Here is a 25,811-nt window from a genome sequence, read left to right as displayed (position 1 = left end):
AAAGCCACTTACTTCAACCCTGCCCCCGCTTAAAACTAGACAGGAGGAGATGTGCAGCAACAGCACAACCAACAAAGAACATTATACACGAACAGAACCGCCCTACATCCCCTCCCTGAAGGAAGGGGCTTTGGGCGGAGGATTAGTAAACAACAGGAAGTTCTTGGAGCGATTCAAGAACCCTCGCCCGAAGGGCGGGGAATGTCAGAAGCCTAAGCGATCCCATATCTCGTCAACTCGCCGCTTGACTGCTTCATCCATGACGATAGGCTGGCCCCATTCACGCTGGGTTTCACCCTTCCATTTATGGGTGGCATCAAAGCCGATCTTGGAACCGAGTCCCGAAACGGGAGAGGCAAAATCCAAATAATCAATGGGCGTATTTTCAATCATCACACAATCTCGTGCTGGATCCATGCGGGTCGTCATAGCCCAAATCACATCCTTCCAGTCCCTGGCATTGATATCCTGGTCTGTGACAATCACAAATTTGGTATACATAAATTGGCGAAGGAAAGACCAAACCCCCAACATAACCCGCTTCGCATGCCCAGGATATTGCTTCTTCATGGTCACCACGGCGAGCCGGTAAGAACAACCTTCAGGAGGCAAATAAAAATCCACAATCTCTGGAAACTGCTTTTGCAAAATAGGGGTAAATACCTCATTTAAGGCTACCCCCAAAATAGCAGGCTCATCGGGGGGACGCCCCGTATAGGTGCTGTGGTAAATAGGATCACGCCGATGGGTAAGACGCTCAATGGTAAATACGGGAAAACGTTCTACCTCGTTGTAGTACCCGGTATGATCGCCGAATGGACCTTCATCAGCGTCATCGCCTGGCTTTAAATAACCTTCTAACACGATCTCAGCGCTAGCAGGAACCTGCAACTCACTCCCCAGACAACGGGTCAGTTCGGTTTTAGACCCCCGCAACAATCCCGCAAAGGCATATTCCGACAAGGTATCCGGTACCGGAGTCACGGCGCCCAGGATAGTCGCCGGGTCTGCCCCTAAAGCGACCGCTATCGGAAAAGGTTCGCCGGGATGGGCCTGTTGCCAAGCTTGAAAATCCAGCGCCCCGCCACGGTGAGCCAGCCAACGCATGATGACCCGATTAGGACCCAACACTTGTTGGCGATAGATGCCCATATTCTGCCGTTCTTTATAGGGCCCTTTGGTCACCACCAATCCCCAGGTAATCAAAGGGGCAGCATCACCTGGCCAACAGGTCTGGATAGGCAGTCGACCTAAATCCACCTGGGAACCTTCAAGGACTACCTCTTGGCAAGGAGCGGAGCGCACGACTTTGGGCGCCATATCCAGTACTTTTTTAAAAATCGGGAGAGTTCGCCAGGCTTCCTTCATGCCCCGGGGCGGATCGGGCTCCTTAAGAAAAGCAAGGAGTTTGCCTACTTCCCGTAAGGCGGCCACCGAGTCCTCCCCCATGCCCAAGGCCACCCGCCGCGAGGTCCCAAATAAATTGCCAAGCACCGGCATCGAGGCGCCCTTGGGGCGCTCGAATAGCAAGGCCGGCCCCCCCGCATGGAGTACCCGATGGCAGATCTCGGTCATCTCCAGGTGGGGGTCAACCTCCACGGCAATCCGCTTCAGTTCCCCTTCTGCTTCTAGCTTGGTGATAAAATCACGCAGGTCTTTGTATTTCATGGAAGCGGAGTCTACCCGTGATTTGACAAATGGTCATCACCTAGGAGGGCTGGCTTTGGGCTGTACTCGAAACCTGCTCTACATCCTCTCCAAGGCAACTTAAGATAGCGTTTCGGTTCTTCTCTTCTAAGGCGGCGAAAAGTTCCAAAAGCCAGGCACGGTAAGGGCTTAACTGTTCAGCCTGAGCGATAAAGTATTTGCTACCTCCAAATGTCCACTCAAGGGAAAAATCCTCAGGCTGGTGGGCAATGGCTACACATAGGCCCTTGAATTTTTGTGGAACCACCGCCTTTTGATTCAAACCTAACAGCGCCGCAATCTCAAAAGCCTGTAGCGGAATCTTGATCTGGGGATCAAGCTCAGGGTTTGCCAAAAGCCTGGCAAAATGCTCAACAGCCTCGGCAAAACGACCGGTCGTGAAACACTGTTCCGCCAATTGGCTGTGGGCCTCCAGGTCTTCAGGATGAGAATTGAGCCATTGCTGGCTAAGGGAAAAAGCCTCCTCAAAAGCCAACAATTTCTCGTGGTAGAGCACACTGGCCGCATAGTAGGCCTCCCCATTATCGGGGGACACCTGGAGTAACCGGGCAAAGCTTGCCGCTGCCTCAGACCAGGTTTCAAGCGCTAAATGAGTCTGGGCTAAATGATATTGAGCTTGGATCCAATACCCGGGAAGAGTCTCAGGTGTCTGCACCTCCAATGCCCCCTGGTAAGAAGCTATTGCCTCTTCCAGCAGCCGCTGTCCAGCCTCTCCCCCTAACCGGACCCCTTGCTCCCCCAAAGCCGTCCCCAAATGGGTCTGGGTCCAAGCCCAATCCTGGGGCAGATGCCCCCGGGTTTGTACCTCTAACGCCTGCCGGTAGGCAATCACCGCCTCTTCTAGTAGCTGCCACCCGGCCTCCCCCTCTATCCGGACCCCTTGCTCCCCCAAAGCCGTCCCCAAATGGGTCTGGGTCCAGGCCCAATCCTGGGATAGCTCTCCCCGGGTCTGCACTTCCAATGCCCGCCGGTAAGAAGCTATTGCCTCCGCTAGCAGCTGCTGCCCTGCTTCTCCCTCCAGCCGGACCCCTTGCTCCCGCAAAGCCGTCCCCAAATGGGTTTGGGTTCGCGCCCAATCCTGGGGCAGATGCCCCTGAGTCTGGATCTCCAGTGCCCGCCGGTAGGCCGCTATGGCCTCCTCTAGCAGCCGCTGCCCCGCTTCTCCCCCCAGCCGGACCCCTTGCTCCCGTAAAGCCGTCCCCAAATGGGTCTGGGTCCAGGCCCAATCCTGGGGCAGATGCCTCCGGGTTTGTACCTCTAGCGCCTGCCGATAGGCCGCCACCGCCTTCTCTAACAGCCGCCACCCGGCCTCTCCCCCCAGCCGGACCCCTTGCTCCCGCAAAGCCGTCCCCAAATGGGTTTGGGTTCGCGCCCAATCCTGGAGCAAATGTTCCTGAGTCTGGACCTCCAATGCCCGCCGGTAGCTCTCCACCGCAGCCGAAAAATGATAATGCAGCGCTACTCCTTCAATTCGAATGCCCAGCTCATGGTATGCTTTTCCCACTTGGGTCACGACGACTGCCCATAAATGGGGAGTAAGCTCTCTCGATACATATTCCAATGCCCGCTCATACACTTCCAACGCCTGGCCAAAAGCATAATTATTGCTGTGGGCATCACCCGCAAGCCGAAAACTACTCACAGTTTCTTCCGTGAGCTGTTCCAATTCCTTGCGTACTTTGTTGAGTTGTTTCGCCTTTCTTTCCGCCGCTTCGCGAAGCAGCTCGCCGGCTCCGCCAAAGTTTTTTTGGCAAAGGCGATTTACCCAGGTTTTTAACTCTGCGCCTAGTTCGCTTTGATTTTGGGCACCCACGGAGGGAAGATAACTAAAAGGCTAATTTAAAGATGAAACTTCGCGAGTTACGTTAAGCAAAAGTTGCGATGACCGGGGCATGATCAGAGGGGCGCTTTAAACGGCGGGGTTCTTTATCAATAACGCACTCTGTACACTTTGGCACTAACTCTTTGCTAATTAAAATCAGATCAATACGCAATCCCCAATTTCGGCGAAAAGCCCCTCCTCGATAATCCCACCAACTAAAGGATTGCCCTTCCTGCTCAAACAAACGAAAGCTATCCTGGAACCCTAAATCGAGAATTTCCCCTAATGCTTCCCGCTCTGGAGTACTACACAGAATAGTCTCGTGCCAGATTTCAGGATTATGGACATCCCCGTCCCCTGGGGCCACGTTAAAATCACCCAAGACAATGAGCTTAGGATACTCAGCCAAAGCCTCCTGTAAATAGTCTTTTACCCGCGCCAACCAGTCTAACTTATAGGCATATTTTTCTGATCCCACTTCACTGCCGTTGGGAACATAGAGATTCAGCAAGCGAATATCACCCAGGCTAATTCCCAGAATACGCCGCTGGGGATCTTCCAAATTAGGGAGATCGGTCATGATATCCTGGGGTTCTTGGCGGCAAAGGATAGCGACCCCATTATAGGTTTTCTGGCCCGAATACGCTGCCCGATAACCCATATCCCCAAACGCCTCCTGGGGAAATTCGCCATCACTCAGTTTTGTTTCCTGCAGCGCCAAAATATCGGGCTGGTGAGCCTCTAGCCAATCCATCACCTGGGGCAGCCGCACCCGCAAGGAGTTGACATTCCAGGTGGCAATTTTCAGCTTAGGCATCAGGCGGCGAGACCACTATGGCGGAGCAGAGCATCAATGGTCGGCTCACGTCCCCGAAATTCGATAAACAATTCCATAGGCTCACGGGTCCCCCCCTGCTCTAAGATGCTCGCCATGAAAGCCCGCCCTGCTTGCTGGTTAAAAATTCCCTCTTCTTCGAAGCGGGAAAAAGCGTCTGCCGACAGCACTTCAGCCCACTTATAGCTATAGTAACCGGCGGCATAGCCACCCGCAAAAATATGGCTAAAGCTATGGGCAAAACGGTTAAAGGGCGGAGGTTTGACAACAGCGACCTGTTCCCGTACCTCTTGCAGTAACTCATCAATGGGGGCACCCTTAGCGGGCTCATATTCCAAGTGCAAACGAAAATCAAACAAGGCAAATTCTAACTGGCGCACCATCGTCATCCCCGAAAGGAAATTCTTAGCGGCCAACATGCGCTCAAATAATTCCTCAGGGAGAGGTTCATTGGTCTCAAAATGGCGGGCAATGAAGTCCAGCGCCTCTCGTTGCCAACACCAATTTTCCATGAACTGGCTAGGCAACTCCACTGCATCCCAGGGCACACCGCTAATCCCGGCCACACTAGGATAATCAATCTTGGTGAGCAGGTGATGCAATCCATGGCCAAACTCGTGAAACAAGGTGATCACCTCATTATGGGTGAACAGGGCTGGTTTACCACCCACCGGTGGAGTCAGGTTACAGGTTAAATAGGCCACTGGAATTTGGAGTTGCTCTCCCTGGCGCTTGCGGGACAAACAATCGTCCATCCATGCGCCTCCCCGCTTGTTGCTGCGGGCATAAAGATCAAGATAGAACTGCCCGCGCAGTTCCCCCTTATCATCGAAAATATCGAAAAAACGCACCTCGGGATGCCAAATATCCACATCCTTTCGTTCCTGAATCTCCAGGCCATAGAGTCGGTGCACAATGGTAAATAGCCCTTCCAACACCCGCGGGGCGGGGAAATAAGGCTTCAATTCCTCCTGGGAAATGGCGTATTTGTGCTGCCGCAATTTTTCCCCATAATAGGCCACATCCCAAACTTGCAGATCCTCAACGCCATACTGCTCTAGGGCAAAGGCTTTGATTTCGGCAAAATCCCTTTCGGCCACCCCCTTGGAGCGAGCGGCCAGATCGTTGAGAAAATCTAATACTTGTTGAGGGCTTCCGGCCATTTTGGTGGCTAGGGAGCGCTCGGCATGGTTGGCAAAACCCAGCAGTTGCGCCGCTTCATGGCGCAAGGCCAAGATTTCTTCCATCACTTGAGTATTATCCCAACGTCCCCCATGGGGGCCTTGATCCGAGGCGCGGGTGACAAAAGCAGTGTATATTTCTTCCCGCAGCGCCCGATCGTGGGCATAGGTTGTGACCGCAATATAGGAGGGCGCTTCCAAGGTCAACAACCAACCCTCCAGACCGGCTTGTTCCGCCGCCTGACGCGCTTGGGCCCGTGCCCCCTCAGGTAATCCTGCCAACGCTGCTTCATCCGTAAGGTGTTTACGCCAGGCCTGGGTCGCATCCAGCAGGTTTTCCTCAAACTTGGCGGTCAAACTGGCCAACCGCTGCTGGATGGCCTTGAAGCGAGCCTTCTTTTCCGCTGACAGGGTCACTCCCGAGAGCCGGAAATCGCGCAGGGCATTGGCAATAATCTTTTTCTGGGAGGTATCCAGTTTCGGATACTCGCCCCCTTCCGCGACAGCTTGAAAAGCCTGATACAGTCCCTCGTTTTGCCCCAATTCGGTAGTAAAATCACTGAGTTTAGGCAGACAAGCATTGTAGACCCGCCGCAGTTCATCACTATTGACCACGGCGTTCATATGGGAGACGGGAGACCAAACACGGTCAAGACGCTCCTGCATCTCTTCCAATGGCTGAATTAAAGTATCCCAGGTATACTCGGTGCGGCTAGCAAGTAGCTGCTCAACTAAAGCCCGTCCCTCCGCCAGCAAAATGTCCACCGCGGGTTCCACATGGGCAGGCTGAATCTTCGAAAATGGAGGTAGGCCCGTAAATTCAAGGAGTGGATTACTCATCTTGATCCCAACATAAAAGCTAAATTACTTTCTAAATCTTACCAAACACAGGCCCCGGTAAGAATAACTGCTTACAATATTTTCACCACCACCATGGTGACATCGTCCTCAAAGGTTTTTCTATGACAAAAAGCCTGCAACCGCTCGATAAGGGTGGTGATAATCTCCTGGGGCTCCGATCCCCTCTGATGATGCTGATTGAGCAAATCACAAAGACGATCAATCCCAAAGCATTCGCCTTTTTGATTCTCGGTCTCGATGATGCCATCGGTGTAAAGGAAAATCATATCCCCTTGCTGTAAGTTCACTAAACGTTCCTCGAAAACCACGTCTAGCTTCACACCTAGCACCAATCCATCCGCATCCAGTTGCCGACAAGTCTGTCCTTGGCGAAATAGCAACGGCGGAATATGACCCGCATTGGCATAGGCTAACTGACCTGTCACCGTATCGTAGCGCAGATAGCCCATGGTGATGAAATGATCAGAGCGATCCAAATCTTCGTAGAGGGCCTCATTGAGGCCAGACAGGGTATCCGCCACTGTTCTATGCAAATGAAATTGCGCCTTTAGAGCGCTACGCGTCTCCGCCATCAGTAACGCCGGCCCCACGGAATGCCCCGAAACATCCGCAATGACGATATCAATGGCCTCATCCTGCCACTGAAAGTAATCAAAATAATCCCCACCCACGTGGGTAGCGGGGAGGCAATAGCCCCTAATTTCTACCGTCGGCAATATCAAGGGGGCGGGAGGAAATAATGATTCTTGAATCTGCTGAGCGATCCGCATTTCATTACGGGACACTGCCAGCTTTACGCGTGCCCGCCGAATGGCCTCTTCCGCTTCTTTACGCTGGGTAAGATCGCGCAGGAAGCCGCTAAATACATAGCTATCCCCTACCTTTAGAGGCGACACGGTAAGCTCAACCGGGAATTCATAGCCATCCCGGTGCAGCCCGCTTAATTCAAGCCGCTTGCTTAGCACTGGCCCCTTGCCTGTCTTTAGAAACCGCCGCAACCCCTGCCGATGAGCTTCCCGATAGCGGGGAGGAATAATCGTATCCGCCAACGACGACCCCAGCACCTCGTTACGATTCCAGCCAAATATTTTTTCAGCCTGGGGATTCCAGTCGGTGATTAACTCATCGGCATCCATCAGGATAATGGCATCCAAAGCGTTCTGGATGATTAGCCGGGTCTGGGCTTCACTCTCCCGCAAGGCGGCCTCAACCCGTTTCCGCTCGGTGATGTCTTGCTGAATAGCCAAGAAGTGGGTGGGGTTGCTTGCGGCATTTCGAATCGGCGCAATAGTCTCCAAAGCCCAGTAAAGCTCCCCATTTTTTTTTCGGTCCTGGATTTCATCCCGCCATTCGCGGCCCGCAGTAATGGTTTCCCAAAGCCGCCGATATTGCTCAAGGGAAGTCTTTCCAGATTGCAAAAGGCGGGGGTTTTTACCGATCACTTCCTCAGCCTTATAACCGGTCAATCGCGTAAAGGCAGGATTCACGTATTCGATATTACCATTGAGATCGGTAATCAGAATGGCGTTAGGACTTTGCTCTAGTGCTCGGGAAAGCTTGAATACCAGTTCGTCGGCTTGCCGGGTCGCGGTAATATCTCGATCGATACCGCGCCATTTGAGCAAGCGGTGTTGGTCATCAAAGAGGGGCACAGCCGTTGATTCGGTGAAAATAAGATGCCCATCCCGGTGCTGATAACGACGCATGAGGCGCTGGAAACCTTCCTCCGTCTCGGCCCCTTCGCGCAATTTCAAACGTAGCGCCTGCTGATCTTCCGAGGGCACGAATTCGTCGTAGAACCGCCCGATCAACTCCCGCCACGGGTAACCCAAAATGGCATTGACACTGGCACTACAATAAATATAGCGCCCTTCAGCATCCTGCTCCCAAATCCACTCTCCCGTCATCGCGGCGATTTGATTAAAGCGCTCTTCACTTTCCTTGAGCGCCGCCTTAATGGCCGCTAATTCAGCCGATTGCTGGGCTAGGCGCTCTTCCAGGTTGGCAAACTGCTGGCGCAACGCCTGCTCAGTAGGCCTTCCTCTCGCCAACTTATGTTCTGCATCCGATTCGGTACGGATAGGGTCAACTTCTCGCTCGTTCATTACAATAGACACCGATCGAATTGCTCAACCAACACGGAAGCGGCAGTGGCATCCAGTTCGCCTACCTCTGGGGGAAAGCCGAGGTGCGAGCATAAGATCGATAACTCTATTGCCCTCCGCGCTCGCACCCCAAAAGATTGCCCTGCGGAAAATGGCTTGCTCAAGGTAGCCTAGGAGACTTACTTAAAATATTAATAAATGTTAAGTTCGCCGTATTTATGCCCTAAGACATCATTATAGGCACCCGAATGCCTGACCTTAGGATAAGAAAAATAGACAAAACCGATAAAGAGTAACTCCTTATGGGAGTCTGAGCAAGATAAGGGGAAGAAAAAATTTTATCCGCCAATCAAGCACTATGAAGACTGAATCTTGCAGGCCGCCAACCTAGCCCGCCACTCCTCCAGTACTTGTTTACGAATGACCTTATCATCAGCGCTAGCCAATAGTACTTCTTTAGGAATAGAGAGGGTTACCGTTTCCCACCCTTCTGTAATGGCACACTCCACTTTGACTTCCCAGTGGCTATTCCGTGGTTCAACCTCGAATAAATAGGCCTCTAATGCCAGCTCATCCAACAATTCGGCTACTGTATCCCGAGCTTTGACAAAATCGATAGTGCTTAAAGCCATCTCGTTGCTCCTAGGTCTCGTCCTATTTCACAACAGCTACTTCCCTACGATTGTAGAACTTTCCTTCTCGAAATAAACCACCCTCTTACAGCTATAGGATCTACCCCAGAATTGGTCTATATAAATAAAAAACGCGAAAAACCCAAGAGTTCTTCCTATGAAGGAAAAATTACCGTGCGTACAAGCTCCCCTCGGTGACCTGTAGGATAGACGCATAAATTGCCCTGTTTCATGGGGGGCATCCTTCATTTTCGATAGCATCGAAAACCTCACGGATACTTTGTTCACTTACGATTACCCTTACTTTTCGTCGAATCACTTGGCAGCCTAGATAGAATAGAGAGAGCACGCGCCGATGTTTTATCGAATTGGCCTGAAACTGATAATGTAATTGTTGCCGCTCTGTCAGCCAACCCACGGCCCAGGCCACCATGCCTGCCAAAGCCGCAATCAACAGCAACACCTCAATGCGGTGCGGGTCACGACTATAGGCCAGATTAAAACTGAAGCCATAGGCTGGACTTTTCAAATCCCGGAACCCTTCTTCAATCTGCATCCGCGTACGATAGAGTTTCACCACGCGCTTGGCCGATTGACGACCGCACAAGGAGCTGGCCAACAACCACGGCTCCTTCGCCGCCAGACGGTATTCGGCTATCGACTTGCCATGCCGACCCCGGGCTTTTCCTTTGAACAAATAGAACCTACTCTTTAACGGGTTCTTACGACACATCTCTACCGCTCCGAGTGCCTTCGCTCGGCCACTGGCTTGCGCCCATAATTCTCGGCAGGGCCGCCATTCCCGCTCCCCCACCGGTCGGTAGGATTTTCGCCCCCGGATCCGGCCTACGTAATCCCAGCCATAACTCACAATTTGCTTAAACCAGGGATTATGAAATCCGGCGTCCGTGATAATCACGGGCCGACTCGCCGCCGGTAACAACGCCTTGAGCGTCTTTAAAAAAGCTCGCTGCACGCGCTCATTCCCCTGCTGCGATTGCGCATGGACCGTCTCATACAGGGTCAACGCCCGTCCCGGCGCCACTAATGCCGCCCGCAATACATACAAGTCTGTGTTCGGTAGATGACTCCAATCTACCAGTATCCACGGCCGCCGTTTGTTTCCCACCAGCTGCTTGACTAACGCCTCATACACCGCTTTGCTTTGGGCTTGGACGTACTTATTCCCCATAAATCGGTCCGACCGCCGTATCCCACTGCGCTCTTGAATCGGTAACTTCAATGACCGACCCAGCTGGGTTACCGATAACCGCTTCGTCTCCAAGACCGTCTCCACCAACAACACCAACGTCCACAAGCGTTTTAAATGCATGATCTCCGACAACATCCGGTGTAAAATCTTCTTCACAGGCACGGGAACAACCTCTCTTCGGTTTTTAATCGTGACCCGTATGAGATCAGATGTCTCCGTGCCTGTCTACTCCTTCTATTCTTGCAACCGCTTGTTTCTTAATTAAACAATTCCCTTTTATCCGTCTATACCTCAGCTCGGTGACACATCTCGTACTATGACCCCAAGGTGATGGGCCGCTGAAAATATAATAGCATTGACTATCTTGTAGATTGACAATGAAACTAAATTCAAGACCCATAGCATACTTTCTTGTCCACTCACTACCCATAATCAAATACCAGTAGGTGTATTGCAAATTTTGAATAAGCGCAATAGAGAATTCGATCACTGGAATGAAATATTACTCAAGACTTTAAGCGCACAATAGGGAACTAATTTTTCTTTCTGCAGGACACGGCCCGGTTTTATTATTTCGAGCAAAAGGTATCCGAATACAGAAGTTACCCATCCATGGGCCACCTATTGGGGTCATCCCAGATCTCACTTATGAGGGGTGGGACCGGCTGCGCTTCAAGCAAGGGGATATGCTCATTGCGTTCACCGATGGTTTTTTCGAATGGACAAACCCAGAGAGACAACCTTTTGGCGTAGAGCAGATTTGTAAGATAATTAAGCGCTGCCCAACACTTTCTGCTGCTGAAATTATTCAGCAAATTCATAATGAACTTGTTTTATATGTAAGGAACGTCCCTCAAACGGATGATCTCACTGTATTAATTATTAAAAAGAATTAAAATCAACCATCAACAGGAGCCACTAATCTAGTGGACAAACAATGAGATGTAATCCCCAATCAGTAACTGGGTAATCTCACAAATAAAAGCTGCAAAGAGGTAGAACAACACCTCTCTAGTCAACGCTTACCTTTTGGAATCATATGAAAAATTCTTGCTATGCGACGTTCTGTAATAAAAGCAAGGCAAAAGAGTTGAACTAAATTATCTGCTTGAACTAACTCCAACCCAATTTTCTTTGGAACTAACTCTTTACGGGTACCAAACAAGCGATCCCATATCGATAAAACGATACCATAGTTACTGTCGTGCTCGCTTCTCAAAGTCGAGTGGTGAACCCGATGAAGAGTAGGCACGATAATAATTTTGGATAGCCATTTCTCGCCTTTAAACGATATATTGCTATGATGAAAGAGTACGAAAAGCGTTTTAGTGAGATCACACACTAGGACCACATAAGCATTAACTCCCACCACTATGACGAATAGACACTTGTAAATTACTTCTAAACATTGATCGAATACATGGAAACGAAAGCCAGTGCTGACATTAAGGCTTTTATCACTATGGTGAATTTTGTGAAATCGCCATAAAAACTCAAAGCGATGGCTAGCAACGTGCCACCCGTAAAGGGCAAGATCGAATAGCAAGAAAGACAGCAGCCATTTGAAAACACCATCATCAAGGTTACTTAACAGACCTAGGTGTGAATATTGCTGTGCAATTAAGAATAATGACGATATGGACACAAGGGTTAGGATCACATCGTTGAACAGGAACGCAGTAGTGTTTGTCGTAAGAGAAGCCCGAGCTATTTTTGTTGCGAATCGCCTATAGGGATGCACGACTTCCATTACCAACAGCAAAAAAAATACGCCAAACACCGTCATCATCAGAACATCTTCGATGCCCAATGAAGCGAACATAGACACCGCGGGCTCACCACTCTCAATGTGAGTGTTCACCGGCTGTAGGGAAGTAGCTGAGGCCGTCACTGTCCACCTCCTCGCGCTGACAGTAGCGTTACGACCTGCGATGCCTAGAGATTGGCACGCTTAGGAACGTAAGGATAAGGTTCTTTAAGAAGTACCGATAAGACCCCCTAGAAAGACCAGAGTTCCAAACTTATGCTATTTATACAGTAGGGCTAACAGCACCAGCACCCACCATCACAATAGGCTACTGTAAATTACTGATTAAAATAATATTCTCTGCGCATCCCCCTAAACGGCTAAAAGCCGAGCAGGGCAGTGGCAGATATTTAGGTTCTACCACTGCCCTATACACAAGCTCACTGATGCACAACTATGGGGGCCAAAACTTTGGATGGATATCCAAGGCTACTGGATGACCTGGGGGAGATCGTAGCCATCTCGAGCTAAGTACATCACTACACTTACGCTCCCATCGTCCTGCGGCTCATAAAGATAATTAATCTGAGGAAGTGCCTCACCCACCTGTAGAGGAAACTGGAGTTCAAATTCCTCAGCGATTGAGGCGTCATGATGATTGACTTCAACCCGACATAAAGTTGCTCGGCATTCCAAACTTTCTAAGTCAGTCTTTATCTGTTCACTATTCTCTAAATTTTGAGCGATAAGGTCGCTTGTCTGTGCCGACCATTGATAATCAATATTCTCTGACAGAAAAACACTATCTATAACCTCCATCTGTTTGTGGTCTTCATAGGCTTGTCGCTGAGTAGCAGCCACAATATCCTGCTCCGTAAGCGCCATCTCTCCAGGAGAATCTGCTACATCTTCTGTATTATTATAGTATTCGCTCATGGCAGAAGTATTTCCAACCTTCTGGTGCAGGGCTGCAACCTCTTCCTTGAGTCTAAAAAATTCCTTTTTCAGACCACTCGAGCCAATGCTTGATTTTTTCAAGGTGCTGAATTCTGCCTTCAGTAAGGAAACTTCTTCTTTCAAGGCTGCTAAGGTGGGAGCAATCCCACCTCCATAATCATTAGCTTGGTAGCTAGATTTTGCTATATCCGTTGAAGGCAGCGTATCATTTGAAGGTAACGCTACATCCTCTATATGACTGAACTTAGTAACATAGAAACTTAGAGATAATGCGGCAAGACTACCAGTAACAATCAGGAGGTGGGATGCTTTCATGAAGATTCTCCTTTATATCAGCAATATTAATGAAGTTGCGAACCAACTAACTTTTTTCACCTACCCAAATGGTCTTTAAAATACCTTTGGGCGGGAGGTAGCAATACATCGAATAGCTACCCCAATAGTTGTCGCTGGTAATTGCTGGAATTGAGAACCAACCGCTATTTGTGCGGCTACCCATTTTAGACTGACGTGTTGTCCCATTGCCATTTTTGCTAAACATCGAGCAACTAATCTTGCCGCTACCTGAGTAGTACAGCCATACCCGAGTAGTGCCCGTAGTTTTAGCGATTTCATCTACGATAACGGGACAGGAAACATAACGCCCGGAATTGGTATTATTTTTAATCCCATTATGTTGATGATTGAAATTACCAACCTGGCTACCATAGTAGTTATCACAGAAGCTACCGTTATAGGCATGCCCATTTTCAGCATATGCATTACCATAGAAGGCAAAAGATCCAAGGGCCGCAAGTGTGATCAAAGTAGTTGATTTCATCTCTCTTCTCCTTTTATCAAAATTAAATATCATTGAGCTCTTGACTCTGCAAAATGTGCCGTTTGCAGGTCTATCCATGTACAATCTTCAGGGATTATTTCATGGCACATCTGATGATGAGCAGGCTTCGTGCCAGTTTAATTATTAAACTTCTTTAAACATTATAAGTATTTGATTTTTTTAATTAAATATAAATAAAATTCCTGTCGTTCAAGGATTCCGTTTTTATTGCCGAGGTCATAGTTGTTGGTTTTTAGGAAACAAAAAAACCAAAGAGTCTTTAAAAAAGAAACACTACAAAGGGCTCATTATTTTCTCTGCCATTAGCTTTGAAGAAACATGGAAGCTCGCGATACCCCTCTAGCTCACACGGTATGAAAGTAAGAACAAAATTAGTCCTTGTGAGGGAACGGGGCTTTTTCCTAGGATTGAAAAGGCGAAGTCTTTATGTGGATTGGGCGTTAGATAGGTATTTAATATGAGGCTATTTATTTAATTAACATCGAATAACCCGGAAGGAAGCAGCAGGATACTGGATGTAGAATTTTTTCGTTGAAACAGTGGATTGTTTGAAACAAGAGTGTCCACGATTGCCAGGACACCTCGCATTAACGCTTGGCAGAACCTGAGGGCTCCGTTGCTTCTTCTTCGAGTAGTCCTTTTAGGTTATGCATCACTCTGTCTGCTCCTCCCCGGATAGCCGCCTCAATAAGCTTTTCAAATGGCCGCATAAAAAAATCAACCCTTAATAATTCGAAGGTAAACTTAACCTTTGTCGCTTGATCGAAAGATTCAAAATTGTAAATCACCCGAAAAGGGGTCTGGGCAGTGCCCTCACAGGAAAAACACCGATTAGGTTCAAATTGGGTGACGCGAAACCTAGACTCGGTGCGGCGCCCCTGATCATTCCTGATTTGCCTTCCCAGGGTATCTACTTTCACCGGTCCGTCAGAAAGCTTCTCTAGCTCTACGACTTCAGGGGACCATTTAGGATAATTCTGGAAAAAATTCACCGATATGAATTGGAACACATCATCGACGGGTCGAACTATCACGATGCTTGATTGGGCACTCACCATGCTAGGCCTCCACTTCGCTGTGTGATGGCGTTAATTTAGTTTCTTATATTCAAATTCGGCCCCGGATAGCATCATATGCCACCTTAGCAGGCCTGGATAGATATTCAATATGAGACTATTATCTAAATAATCAAAAAACTAATTAGCAGTGCCAATGGTAATACTAGAAAATTCTCTGGTAAAAAAAACAGCCCTTCCCTGGGCCATCAGAGGGCTAAATAGGCTGCAACGCCCTTTAACATAAGGGCACCTCTAAAAATTCAAAAACCCGGAGGCTTTTTTATTATAAGTGATTGATTTAATGAGCATCAAAATTTTAAAAAAGCAATTTTTAGAGGTGCCCATAAATAGATTTAGCAAATAGCACTACTGTTTATACAAAGCGAGCAGAATTTCCTGCTTAAAATTTCACTAAAAAATAGTTGTAGCTAGACCCTTACACTAGAAACATATCCCACTCACCTTAAGTACTAACATAGCAAAAACACTCAGATAAAGGTTGTGAAGAAGTAACCATAGTCAATGGGAATATTTTACATGGTTCTCGACTTTATCCATTTTTGAGGATGATTGAGGATAAACCCAAGGGTAATTAAACTGTCATCTCCTTACCCGGATTTGCAGCTTTTGATTTTCTGGCCCGGCTCGTAAATACTCCCGACCGATTTATTGTATGACGCGATTGCATCTAGATGCCGCGCTCTATGCGCCGACCCGGGCAGCCAGAATGACAATGTCGCCTTCTCACCCCGAAATGATAAAAATTTCCCGCTCTCTTTTCGAACGCCTGACCGACACGCTTTGTTATGCCACATATATGGATAAAGTCGAGCTTAACTTAGCTACTAGTTTTAAATCCTGCTATAGCTCGTATATGCACTACAAGACCTGACCCTTAATTCACTGACCCTTAATTCAGTTATCTTATGGTGCTCTATACACAGCGATACAGCTCCGCCGCTTTTTCCCCAATACGTTCGATTTGAAAATATTTACGAAAGCGTTGCTCGCCCGCCTTACCCAAAGATTCCCGTTTTTCGGAAGCGTACAATAAATCTCCCAGGGCTTGGGCCAAGCTAGCTGAGTCTTGAGGTGTGCATAGTTTTCCCGTTTCCTCATCAGCGACTACCCAGCCGACTCCCGAACCCTCAATTTTGCTGGCCACCACCGGCTTCCCAAACCGCATCGCTTCTAGCAGCACCACCCCAAAGGCTTCGGTCCGTTCGATGGAAGGCAAACAAAAGACATCGCAGGTCGCTAATAGCCCATTACGTTGGGCCTCCGTACAACTACCTTGCAAGGTAACTCGTTCTTCCAATGCGAGATGGGCAATTAGAGACCGCAGCTTTGCTTCACCCTCGCCGGTGCCAATAATCAACAAACGGGCTTCTGGCAAGGCTTTAATGGCATGCAGCAACACCTCATGTCCTTTGTAATAGGTCAAACGACCAATCGTCAGTACTCGCAAGCGCCCCTTGTCTCCCCAGAGATGATAAGCGGCCGCTTGCTCGGCCTCAGTGGGTTCCGGCAACCGGGCTGGGTCGAGGCCAAGGGGAATGACATGGCACTTGTCGCGCCAAGACCCTAGCGCCAAGCTGCTGTCAAGATAAGGAGGCGAGGTGGCGATGATAGCCGAAGCGCCTCCCAAGAGGCTTTGTTCAAAGGGACGGTAGACAGGATAAGCGAGGGCAAGGAGCCGGTCGTGGCGGGAGGCGACCACATCGGCATGCCAATGCACTATCCAGGGAATTCGCCGGGCCGCCGGCACCACCATGGCCCAAAAAGCGGAAGTATTGGGGAGGTGCAAGTGTAAGTAGTCCGGTTTGAATTGCCGGATGGTCCTTCGTAACCAGAAAGGGAACTGGGGGCTTACCGGGGCGTAAAGGAGACGGCCATGGCAGGGGGCGCGATAAACAGGAAAGGGCCATTGGACAGGGGAGGAATGATTTGAAAAACGCTGTTGGCACGGCGAGAGATGATCATGGACTAATGCCGCCACCTCAATGTCTTGCCTTTGCAAGGCGGGTAATAGATCCTGGAGAAAATACTCCATACCGCCTGCGAAAGGCGGAAAAAATTTTCCAATATGCAAAACACGCAACATGTCAAAAGCACTTTAATCTAGGTGGGAAGAGTCGCAGGTACCCGAAATGCCACGCCTACAACAATTGATACAGGGCGCCCATGGAAGCGGCATAAATCTTTTTTGCCGCCAACCCCTTCCTTTTGCCCTCCCGCCCTCGAAGAAGTTGCCGCTCTGGATCGAAGGTAAATTCAGGCGTGGCGCCGAGTATTAATAGGTAATCACCGGCTTGGGCATGGTCCTGTCTAGGTAAACCGGTGCCATAGTCATGGACATTGTAGGGCAACAGATGATAACGCACCCGAAGCCGGGTATAGTGATCTTCCGCCAAAGACTTTGCCGTCACCAAAAAAACACGCTGGGGAAGGGACGGCAAGTGGGTCTTGATCTCGGTGATGAATTTAAAGAGAAAACCATCTTCGGCGGCCAGATGTTTTTCCTCCCATCCCTTGCCGCCATAGCGGTCATAGGTTTGTTGCAACTGCTGCCAAAGGCCTGCTTGCCAGCGAAGATCCATCACCATCCATCCGAGTAAAAAGACAATGCCCACCACAGGCCAGTCCCAATGCCGGCCTCGAAAAAATCCCCAAAGGCCATAGCAAAATAGGCTAAGGCCCACCCAAGCCGCTGCCGCTAAAGTCGGTGGAACCAAGACATTAGCAGGCCCACTTTCGATGAAGTTAATGGAACGTTGGCTCCAGCCCTCGAAGGTGGTCCACTCAAACCAGACCATAGCCAGCAATGAGACTGCTGAAAGGGGTTTAAAGGCGAATTCTTTGATCACCACCGATTCAGAGGGCATCTTGCGAAAGGCCACACCAAATTCCACAATGGTTCCCTGCCACCCCGGATGATTGCCAAGTCTCATCATGGCATGCCCTTCCCCCTTCCAACGCAAGGGCAAAGAGATCACCTTCCCCCGTTCTGCGACCCTACGCCAGAAAAAAACAGGATCCATCTCTGGATGGCTTCCCTGCACTTGATATTGGAGAAAAGGGTATTTTTCTGTCGCAAGGGCAATCTTGCCCGAAGAGATGATGGCTTGGCCGCTGGCAGAAAGAGCTCGGACCTCTAATCCCTCCTCTACCCTAGCCCCTTCCCCTGCCATCAGTTGCAGGCTATGGCCTTGCCAAACTTTGGGCTGAACCTCAGGCGGCGCAAAATCTTTGTGATGATAGGCGAGAAAGCCACTAATAAGTAAAGCCCCACTGAGGGTCATTAATCCCAGTGCGATGAGCAGTCGGCGCCAGAAGGACATGGCAGGAGCCGTACTCAGTGAAAAAAAGCCAGCCAAAATCCATGGCCTCCCCCTCGACGGGGGAGGCCGGAGCGCACCGCGCGCCGGGTGGGGGTGTCTGATAAAATCATCATGCTTTCCTGACCCTATCTCCTCAACCACATGCTTTCTATTGTAGTTGGGATTGCGATTGTGACAGGGATCCCAAACGTAAAGTCTCAAGAACAACCCGGCGCTCCTTACCTCCCGTTTCCCAAAATACCTCCACTTTGACCGTGTAAGGTAACGCGGGTAAATTTACCGCATCATCAAAACCTTCACCGAGTCTTTTTTCTCGTTCTTCCTCGGGTTCTTCATAGGGAAGGATGGTCGTGCGCCAGGCATATTTCTCATCGAATTGTCCTTCTTCAATCCCCTCTAAATAAGGCGTTTCTACCCCAATGGTGGCAAGCTTGGACTCGGCTAAGGAGGTGGCGCGGGTATATTCTTCCGATAAGGTCGTCGTCCGCATGCCAGTGGAAAAAATCTGGAGCAACACCCCCAGTGAAATGCCCAAAATAGCAAAGGCCACCAACACTTCCAACAAGGAAAAACCGCGGTCGCGTTTAATCAAGGATGACCACCTGACCGGTCAGCCAATTGACATCAACCCCATATTGACTCTCGCCCTGGGCCAGGGTAATGCGTCCACCGGTGGAAGTGCCATCAGGAAAGAACCGGATTTTACCAATGCGCTCGGTTTCCAACTCCGAGCGGGCAGTGACAAGGGAAATCTCCATATTGTCCGGAATGGGATAGTGGCGCTTTCTACCCGTAATCATAAAACGCCGGCGTTCCAAATCCAGTATCAAGACGGCTTCCCGATGTTGAGTAATCGCTTGGCTGCGGACATATTTTAATGCTGCCGCCAGTTTTCGAGCGGTCCCCTTCAGCTCAGCACCGGAAACGCCTCCTTGCAAAAAAGGAGGCACTAAGGTCATCAGCACCGCCACGAGCGCCAAAACGACCAGCAACTCAATCAGAGTAAACGCGCTTTGGGGCTTAAACCGAGGAACTGCCGATAATGGGGGCCGCCCCTGCCGGGAGGGGGAGGGAGAATATCTAGTCATGGCCCATTGGTATGCCTCGCCCACACTACCCATAACGGCTCTCTCCCTCCCTACCAGAAACTCAGCGACTTGCTTTTATTTCCAGCTCACAATATCTTGATTTTCGCCTTCCCCCCCTTCGGCATTGTCAGCACCCAGGGAATAGATATCGAAAGCACCGTGTTCGCCGGGTGAACGATAATGATAGTCATACCCCCAAGGATCTGCCGGCACCTGGCTTTTCTTTAAATAGGGACCATTCCAACGGTTGGCCCCCGGAGGTGCTTCCACCAGGGCTTGGAGCCCTTCCTCGGTGGAAGGATAGCGCCCAACTTCCAGGCGGTAGAGATCAAGCGTAGCGGCCAGATCTTCAATCTGGAGACGGGCCGAGTCAGTCTTGGCACTGCCTAAATACTTCATCACCTGGGGACCAATTAACCCTGCCAACAACCCCAAGATGACAAGTACGACAAGTAATTCAATGAGAGTAAAACCGAAACTACCCGCATGCCTTAATCTCTTTCGTTGCATCAAAATCTCCTCGTTTTAAAAGGCCAATTCATTCACACTCAAAATAGCGACCAATATGGACATAATAATCCCGGCAATAATCACCCCCAGGCTCAGGATCAGGACCGGCTCCAATAAGGCCAATAGGCGCTTGATAGTGGACTCCACTTCGACATCATAAGTTTCAGCCACTTGACCTAGCATATCTTCCAACTGACCGGTTTCTTCACCCACCTTGATCATTTGCACCGCCATTTTTGGAAACAGGCCCGTCTCCAGCAAAGGATCCGCCATTCCATGCCCCTGGCGTAGCTCGTCAGCCACTTCATTGAGGGCCTCTGCCATCACCCGATTGCCCAAAGTATCTTTGATGATTGCCAGTGCCGACAACAAAGGCACCCCATTAAGCAGCAAGGTACTCAGGGTACGGGAAAGCCGCGCCATCTCCAGCTTGGCGATCAAATCGCCGGCCAGTGGCAACCGCAGCAGCCAACCGTCCCATCGATAGCGGTATTCCGGAACCTGGAGCTGATAGCGAAGCAACAATAGGACAGCCAAAAAACCCAGTAAAAGCGCCCACCAATAATTCTGGAGAAGATCCCCTGCCGCAATCACTATCTGGGTTGCCAGGGGCAAGGCTTTACCGGCATCTTCAAATAACTGTTGGAACTGGGGAACCACAAAGGCCAACAAGATAATTACGGAGAGCCCGGCAACCCCCACCAAAATGGCGGGATAGATGAGGGCCGAGGTAACGGCGTTTTTCAACGCCTTGGAACGTTCCATAAAATCGGCCAGCCGCCCCAGGATCACATCCAAGGCCCCGCCTGCCTCGCCTGCCCGGATCATGCTGATATAGAGAGGAGAAAAGGTCTCCCCCTGGGATTCCATGGCTTCCGCCAGGGAAGCTCCTCCCCGCACTTGCTCCTGAAGGCGGGTCAAAATTTCTCTAACGGGCCCCTCCTCCGCAATCTCTATCAAAGTACTAAAGGCCCTATCCAGGGGCAAGCCGGCACGAAGCAAGGTGGCTAATTCTCCCGTCACCACAGCCACATCGTTTTGGCGGACCGTTTTCTTACCCCCAAATAAGCCTTTACCAACCCGCTGACGGGATCGACCTCGCCCCCCAGCGGCGGCCTCTTCAATGCGAATGGGGATATAGCCCTGAGAATGCAGCCACTCGACCACATTCGCTTCGTGATCAGCCCGACGCTCCCCTTCCAGGATTTCCCCGCTCGAAGTCGTTGCCTTGTAATGGAAAGCGGCCATGATCAGGACTCCTGACTGACTCGGATCACCTCTTCAATGGTGGTGAGGCCGGATAGCGCCTTGAGAAGACCATCTTCATACATAATCCGCATGCCTTCTTTCTGGGCCTGGTCCTGGATATTTCCCGCATCGGCATGCTGGAGCACGAGACGACGAATAGGGTCACTCATGACCAAAAACTCCATAATCGCAGCCCGGCCATGATAACCAATGCCGTTACAGTGTTCACAGCCAACGGGGCGATACAACATTACCGGCTTCTCCTCGCTAAAACGGTGCAATTCCAGCTCCTCTATTATCTCGGGCATAGCCTCGTAAGGCTCGGCGCAATGCTTACAGAGGGTACGAACCAGGCGTTGCGCCAAAATACCATTAACGGTGGAGGTCAGAAGATAATCTTCCACGCCCATATCCAATAACCGGGTAACCCCGCCTGCGGCATCATTGGTATGGAGGGTAGAAAGGACCAAATGGCCCGTCAGGGCCGATTGAACGGCGATGCCAGCGGTTTCCCGATCCCGCATTTCACCGATCATGATGACATCCGGGTCCTGGCGCACGATAGACCGCAAGGCACCGGCAAAAGTGAGGCCAATCTGAGGCTTCACCTGAATTTGATTAATCCCTTCAAGCTGATATTCCACCGGGTCTTCCACGGTCACAATCTTTCGATCCGGGGTATTGAGCTTATGTAGGGCCGTGTAAAGGGTAGTACTTTTACCACTGCCGGTGGGACCGGTCACGATAATAATCCCATGGGGCATCTCTAATACCCGGAGAAACCGCTCTAAGGTGCTGCCTTGGAAACCCAAGGAATCAAAATCGAGCACCACACTCCCCTTATCTAGCAGCCGCAGTACTACACTTTCGCCATAGAGGGTCGGCACCGTGGAAACCCGCAAATCCAATTCCCGCCCTTGGATACGAAGCTGGATTCGTCCATCCTGAGGCAATCGCCGCTCAGCAATATTGAGCTTAGCCATAATCTTAAAGCGGGAAATCACGGCTGCCGTAGAGCGCGCCGGGGGAGCCTCCACATCTCGCAACACCCCATCAATCCGGTAGCGGACTCGAAGACTGTTCTCAAAAGGCTCGATATGGATATCGGAAGCCCGGGATTCCACCGCTCGCTGGATCAGTAAATTCACGAGGCGTACGACCGGGGCCTCGCTGGCCATATCCTTCAGATGTTGGACATCCGTCTCCGCCTCCTCGTCTGCCCCGAGATGCTCGACGATCTGCCCCATCGCCGATTTACCTCCTGCCTGACGTTCAAGGGCCGCTTCGATCTCCGAGGGTAAACCAACCCGCAGGCTTATGGGTTTGCCGTAGGCGAGGGCAATGGCCTCCTGGACATAACGATCGCTAGGATCGGCCATTGCTACCACCACTGCGTCCTCTTCCTCTAACACCGGCACCGCCCGGGATTCTTTGAGGAAGCGCAATGAAACCTGGCCATTTAGCCCTCCGCTATCATAATCGTTGGTTGCCAACAGGGGCAGATCAAGCAATGCGGAGAAGGCCTCTGCCATGTCCCGTTCAGAGACCAGCCCTAGTCTTATCAACATGACGGAAAGCCGCACACCTTCCTCCGCCGCCAAACGGCGAGCATGGCGAAATTCAGCTGCGCGCAGTTTGCTCCGGTCAATTAAATATTGACCCAGCTCCTCCTCAAAACTCTGGGGAACCGCCTCCTCTCCAGAAGTAGGCGTAATGGGAACCGTCTTTTCAAGTTGTTGCACCATCAAATTACAGTCTGTCCCTTGCTTGTCACCACGCCAAATAACGGCAAGATATTATTGTCTCTTATTACTTCGACGAGAAATAGCCAAAAAATACCCGATTAAAAATTCAATTCTACCATTTGCCATCCCCTGTCTATATTTCTCAGACTGCTCCAACTGGCCAAGGTTTTCTTCCCAGTGCCATAATGCTGATTCATTAAAACGGCCATTATGGTAATGACTAAGGATTAAATTTATGGCGAGTGCTGCCCAACACCGACTCAGAGACTGGCTTCTCAGCCTCTATCAATACTTACTGCCTCAACATACCCTGTCCCGGTTAATGTATCGCCTGACCCGGCACCGGATTGCCTGGCTAACGGGCCTCCAAATCCGCCTATTTGCTCGAATTTTTGGGGTCAACCTGGAAGAGGCAGAATCCTCCTCCCCCAAAGATTATCCCAATTTCAATGCTTTCTTCACTCGCGCCTTGGGCGAAGGCACACGGCCCATAGCAGGCCCAGCGGATGCAGTCGTTTCTCCGGTGGACGGACGTATCAGTCAACTCGGCCCCCTCACCGGTAACCGCTTGATCCAAGCCAAAGGCTGGAGTTACAGCCTGGTAGACCTACTCGGAGGTTCCGAAACCCGGGCCGCCCCCTTCCAAGACGGCCAATTTGCAACGCTTTATCTTTCCCCCAAGGATTACCATCGCATCCATATGCCCTTGTCAGGTTGCTTACGGGAAATGGTCTACTTGCCAGGCCGATTATTTTCGGTCAGCCCTAAAACCGTCAACGGCATTCCAAACCTCTTTGCCCGTAACGAACGGGTGGTCAGTATCTTTGAAACCGAAGCAGGTCCTCTGGCTATGGTGTTGGTTGGCGCCATTTTTGTCGGCAGTATCGAAACCGTATGGGCCGGCCAAATCACCCCGCCTTACCGGCACCAGCCCTGCCACTGGCTTTACGAGGGAGAAAAAGCCCTCCCCCTGGAAAAAGGTCAAGAAATGGGGCGCTTTAACATGGGCTCTACCGTCATCTTAATCTTACCTCCTGGGGTGATCCATTGGCAGTCCAGCTTGCAACCGGAATCGCGGATACTTATGGGACAAACCCTAGGCCAACTCACCACTACCGTCCAGGTAGATGCAGAAAGACAGCGGGCCAGTGCCTAAGAAGCGAAAAACAGCCCTACGAGCCGACAAGTAGCGTGCGCTGTGCGCACGAAGGAGGAATATACCGGCTGGAATTAGAGGCCAGGAAAATCAACCCTCAAACTTTCGCTGGGGTACTTATTCTTTAATTTATACTTAGCCAAGGAACAGCCATTTGGCCCCTCGGAGACACCAATGAATTCTTTCATCGATATTAAGCGGCGGAAATTCTTACAATATGCAGGAATCGGGACTGCGACCATGGCCCTGGCCCCAAATTGGCTATGGGCGGAAGCCAGTCCGAAAAACAATGCCTACCTGTTCTCAAACCCCGATGTAGAAATCGGGATGACTGCCCAGGTCACGGAAATCCCCATCTTATCGGGTCCGCCGACGGAAGTGTGGAAATTCTCGGCAAAATTGCTGAATGGCCCTGAGGGAACGGTGGAAGAAATTCCTGGTAGCTATCTAGGGCCGATTCTGCGCCTTCGGAAAGGGCAAAAGGTTCGCATTCACTTCCACAACAATGTTCCCGGTCCCTGTGTCGTCCATCAACATGGCCTCCATGTTCCAGAAAAATCCGATGGCCATCCCCATTATGCCATCGACTCAGGACAGACTTATAGCTACGATTTCCAGGTTCTCAACCGCGCCGGCACTTACTGGTATCACTCCCATACCCATCGAGTCACCGGACACCGGGTTTACTTTGGCCTCGCCGGCTTGCTGCTGGTCAGCGATGAGGAGGAACGCGCCCTCAACCTGCCCGGTGGCGACTACGAAATTCCCCTGGTTATCCAGGACCGCCAGTTCGGCAACCGGAATGAGCTCCATTATGTTCACGGGATGCACGATCGGATGACGGGCTTCCTCGGTGATCAGATTCTGGTCAACGGCTTTCCCGATTTTGAACTCCCGGTAGCCACTCGCGCCTACCGACTGCGGATACTCAACGGCTCCAATTCTCGAATCTACAAACTCGCTTGGAGCGATGGCACCCCTATGACCGTCATCGCCAGCGATGGAGGGCTGTTGGAAAAACCGGAGCGCTATCCCTATGTGACCCTCGCCCCCGCCGAGCGCGTCGAACTCTGGGTGGATTTCAGCGGACGCAAGGTAGGCTCCGAAATAAAGCTGCAAAGTCTTCCCTTCTCGGGGGCCACGCCCCGCATGGGCGGTGGCATGGGAAGAGGTCACGGCAGGGGAAGGCATGGCCATGGCAGCAGTGCCTTACCCAATGGCGCCGGCTTCTCCATCATGAAGGTCCGGATAGTACGCAAAGAAGAGGTAAATCAGAAATTGCCAGAGCGCCTGTCCACTATTCGGAGCCATCAGATACAAGAGGCGGAGAATCCCGACCACCCCCGAACCATCCGGCTCTCCATGCGGCCCCATTCACCCCGTCTCAATGGCCGTTCCTTCCGTATGACCGCCGTCGCCGACGAGGAAGTGTTCAAACTTAATTCCTTGCAGCTTATGGAGTTTGTCAATCGAGACCGACGGGCCCGCGGAATGATGATGGCCCATCCCATGCATATTCATGGACAACCTTTTCAAATCGTAAAACGGGAAGTATTACCGGGGTTCCAGCAAGATTATGCCACCCTCAGCGAGGGGTTCATCAGCAGCGGGTGGCGGGATACGGTCCTGGTCATGCCGGGAGAAAAAGTGACCCTGTTGAAGCCCTTTGAGGACTATGAAGGGCTGTTCTTATACCACTGCCATAACACGGAGCATGAAGACTTGGACATGATGCGCAATTTCCAAGTACGGGCCTAACTCCAA

General features: G+C 50.7%; 21 protein-coding genes. 3 read left to right on the top strand and 18 right to left on the bottom strand.

The features are described 5' to 3' along the window. Window positions 1-204 precede the first annotated feature (204 nt). From ubiD to NHAL_RS02205, 7 genes are all read right to left on the bottom strand, one after another. Entirely contained in the window at window positions 205-1,668 is a 1,464-nt protein-coding gene (gene ubiD, locus NHAL_RS02235) for a 4-hydroxy-3-polyprenylbenzoate decarboxylase (RefSeq protein ID WP_013031539.1), read from the bottom strand. A gap of 40 nt (window positions 1,669-1,708) precedes the next feature. Then, window positions 1,709-3,520, bottom strand: a complete 1,812-nt coding sequence (locus NHAL_RS02230; protein ID WP_013031538.1) for a tetratricopeptide repeat protein — start codon at window positions 3,518-3,520, stop codon at window positions 1,709-1,711. Between the two features lie 52 nt (window positions 3,521-3,572). Continuing rightward, window positions 3,573-4,337, bottom strand: a complete 765-nt coding sequence (xth, locus tag NHAL_RS02225; protein WP_041355339.1) for an exodeoxyribonuclease III — start codon at window positions 4,335-4,337, stop codon at window positions 3,573-3,575. 8 nt (window positions 4,338-4,345) lie between these two features. Then, the gene (prlC, locus tag NHAL_RS02220; protein ID WP_013031536.1) at window positions 4,346-6,385 is read right to left on the bottom strand and encodes an oligopeptidase A; all 2,040 of its coding nucleotides are present in this window, start codon (window positions 6,383-6,385) and stop codon (window positions 4,346-4,348) included. Between the two features lie 71 nt (window positions 6,386-6,456). After that, on the bottom strand, window positions 6,457-8,511 hold the full coding sequence (locus NHAL_RS02215; RefSeq protein WP_013031535.1) for a SpoIIE family protein phosphatase: 2,055 nt from the start codon (window positions 8,509-8,511) through the stop codon (window positions 6,457-6,459). Between the two features lie 356 nt (window positions 8,512-8,867). After that, entirely contained in the window at window positions 8,868-9,143 is a 276-nt protein-coding gene (locus NHAL_RS02210; protein ID WP_013031534.1) for a hypothetical protein, read from the bottom strand. Between the two features lie 229 nt (window positions 9,144-9,372). After that, complete coding sequence (locus NHAL_RS02205; RefSeq protein WP_238985334.1) at window positions 9,373-10,512, bottom strand: IS4 family transposase; 1,140 nt, start codon at window positions 10,510-10,512, stop codon at window positions 9,373-9,375. Between the two features lie 380 nt (window positions 10,513-10,892). Between NHAL_RS02205 and NHAL_RS20105 the strand changes: the two genes are divergently transcribed. Continuing rightward, window positions 10,893-11,252 (top strand): PP2C family protein-serine/threonine phosphatase, encoded by a 360-nt coding sequence (locus NHAL_RS20105; RefSeq protein WP_238985539.1) that lies wholly within the window; start codon window positions 10,893-10,895, stop codon window positions 11,250-11,252. Window positions 11,253-11,371: 119 nt separating this feature from the next. Here NHAL_RS20105 and NHAL_RS02195 read toward each other — a convergent pair whose 3' ends face one another. The 11 genes from NHAL_RS02195 to gspE all read right to left on the bottom strand — a co-directional run bounded on the left by NHAL_RS02195 (window position 11,372) and on the right by gspE (window position 22,891). Beyond that, entirely contained in the window at window positions 11,372-12,247 is an 876-nt protein-coding gene (locus tag NHAL_RS02195) for a sterol desaturase family protein (RefSeq protein WP_013031532.1), read from the bottom strand. 345 nt (window positions 12,248-12,592) lie between these two features. Continuing rightward, window positions 12,593-13,375 carry a hypothetical protein gene (locus tag NHAL_RS02190; RefSeq protein WP_013031531.1) on the bottom strand — a complete coding sequence of 261 codons (783 nt, stop codon included), beginning with the start codon at window positions 13,373-13,375 and terminating at the stop codon, window positions 12,593-12,595. A gap of 46 nt (window positions 13,376-13,421) precedes the next feature. Beyond that, the gene (locus tag NHAL_RS02185) at window positions 13,422-13,880 is read right to left on the bottom strand and encodes a hypothetical protein (protein ID WP_013031530.1); all 459 of its coding nucleotides are present in this window, start codon (window positions 13,878-13,880) and stop codon (window positions 13,422-13,424) included. 608 nt (window positions 13,881-14,488) lie between these two features. Continuing rightward, a complete protein-coding gene (locus tag NHAL_RS02180) occupies window positions 14,489-14,959 on the bottom strand; it encodes an SRPBCC family protein (protein WP_013031529.1) in 471 nt (156 codons plus the stop codon). A 934-nt stretch (window positions 14,960-15,893) separates the two neighbouring features. Beyond that, on the bottom strand, window positions 15,894-17,063 hold the full coding sequence (locus tag NHAL_RS02175; RefSeq protein ID WP_013031528.1) for a glycosyltransferase: 1,170 nt from the start codon (window positions 17,061-17,063) through the stop codon (window positions 15,894-15,896). Window positions 17,064-17,118: 55 nt separating this feature from the next. Further along, window positions 17,119-18,336 (bottom strand): hypothetical protein, encoded by a 1,218-nt coding sequence (locus NHAL_RS02170; RefSeq protein WP_013031527.1) that lies wholly within the window; start codon window positions 18,334-18,336, stop codon window positions 17,119-17,121. A 112-nt stretch (window positions 18,337-18,448) separates the two neighbouring features. Next, window positions 18,449-18,892: a type IV pilus modification PilV family protein gene (locus NHAL_RS02165; RefSeq protein ID WP_013031526.1), complete on the bottom strand. Its 444-nt coding sequence runs from the start codon at window positions 18,890-18,892 to the stop codon at window positions 18,449-18,451. Beyond that, window positions 18,885-19,388 (bottom strand): GspH/FimT family pseudopilin, encoded by a 504-nt coding sequence (locus NHAL_RS02160; protein WP_049780700.1) that lies wholly within the window; start codon window positions 19,386-19,388, stop codon window positions 18,885-18,887. The genes NHAL_RS02165 and NHAL_RS02160 overlap by 8 nt, the downstream gene beginning before the upstream one ends. A 75-nt stretch (window positions 19,389-19,463) precedes the next feature. After that, complete coding sequence (gspG, locus tag NHAL_RS02155) at window positions 19,464-19,898, bottom strand: type II secretion system major pseudopilin GspG (RefSeq protein ID WP_013031524.1); 435 nt, start codon at window positions 19,896-19,898, stop codon at window positions 19,464-19,466. Between the two features lie 15 nt (window positions 19,899-19,913). Beyond that, on the bottom strand, window positions 19,914-21,146 hold the full coding sequence (locus tag NHAL_RS02150) for a type II secretion system F family protein (RefSeq protein WP_013031523.1): 1,233 nt from the start codon (window positions 21,144-21,146) through the stop codon (window positions 19,914-19,916). A 2-nt stretch (window positions 21,147-21,148) separates the two neighbouring features. Then, window positions 21,149-22,891 (bottom strand): type II secretion system ATPase GspE, encoded by a 1,743-nt coding sequence (gene gspE / locus NHAL_RS02145; RefSeq protein ID WP_013031522.1) that lies wholly within the window; start codon window positions 22,889-22,891, stop codon window positions 21,149-21,151. Window positions 22,892-23,126: 235 nt separating this feature from the next. Here gspE and asd point away from each other — a divergent pair, with 235 nt between their 5' ends. Both asd and NHAL_RS02135 read left to right on the top strand, forming a co-directional pair. Beyond that, window positions 23,127-24,047 carry an archaetidylserine decarboxylase gene (gene asd, locus NHAL_RS02140; RefSeq protein WP_013031521.1) on the top strand — a complete coding sequence of 307 codons (921 nt, stop codon included), beginning with the start codon at window positions 23,127-23,129 and terminating at the stop codon, window positions 24,045-24,047. A gap of 174 nt (window positions 24,048-24,221) precedes the next feature. Next, window positions 24,222-25,805, top strand: coding sequence for a multicopper oxidase family protein (locus NHAL_RS02135; protein ID WP_013031520.1), 1,584 nt, complete (start codon window positions 24,222-24,224; stop codon window positions 25,803-25,805). The last annotated feature ends 6 nt before the right edge of the window (window positions 25,806-25,811 follow it).

This window comes from Nitrosococcus halophilus Nc 4, from assembly GCF_000024725.1.
GTDB lineage: Bacteria > Pseudomonadota > Gammaproteobacteria > Nitrosococcales > Nitrosococcaceae > Nitrosococcus > Nitrosococcus halophilus.
This window is presented reverse-complemented; position numbering and strand designations above follow the sequence as displayed.